The sequence below is a fragment of the Pseudomonas sp. MD195_PC81_125 genome (genome assembly GCF_014060985.1).
Lineage (GTDB): Bacteria > Pseudomonadota > Gammaproteobacteria > Pseudomonadales > Pseudomonadaceae > Aquipseudomonas > Aquipseudomonas parakoreensis.
The window spans coordinates 1-661 of sequence record NZ_JABULD010000258.1 but is presented as its reverse complement, the minus strand read 5'-3'; the positions used below and the strand labels follow the sequence as shown (position 1 = coordinate 661).

General features: G+C 58.2%; 1 protein-coding gene. It reads left to right on the top strand.

Annotated elements, in window-relative coordinates; all coding sequences use genetic code 11:
- The coding region (locus HT737_RS11305; protein ID WP_182402565.1) for an OprD family outer membrane porin at positions 1–625 on the top strand (625 nt) is incomplete at its 5' end.
- Positions 626–661 lie beyond the last annotated feature (36 nt).

Here is a 661-nt window from a genome sequence, read left to right as displayed (position 1 = left end):
GGGTCTGGTTCACAACTGGGCAATCGGCCCAGGCGTACTGAAGTCTGACTTCCGCTACTTCCACAGCAGCGACGACGGCGCCAACGGCAACACCGCCGCCTACTTCGGCAACGGTAACTACGTCGGCAATGTCAGCGGTAAAGGTCCGATCGACAACAACCTGTACAGCGGCCTGTTCCTGTATACCGTTGAAGGTCACACTTTCGGTGGCGGCTATCAGGTTTCCAACGGCAGCTCCGACTTCCCTTGGCTGAACCAGGGCGACGGTTCGTCGAACTACACCATTACCGACATGCAGATCCAGAAGTTCGGTCGTGCTGGCGAGAAAACCTGGCAAGCACGCTACTCGTATGACTTCGCCAAAGTCGGCCTGCCAGGCCTGACCGCCGGCATGGTCTACCTGCGCGGCAGCGACATCGACACCGTGGGTTCCAACCGTCGTGAGAACGGCAACGGCAACTCCGAGTGGGAACGCGATCTGACCATCGGTTACGTTATTCCTGAAGGCCCGGCCAAAAACCTGGGCTTCATGTGGAAAAACGCTACCTGGCGCAACGACATCCCAGGTCAGCGTGACCAGGATGAAAACCGCCTGATCGTCAGCTACTCGATCCCGCTGCTGTAATAGCGCGCTCAAGCGGCTGATGTAAAAAAAGCCCCC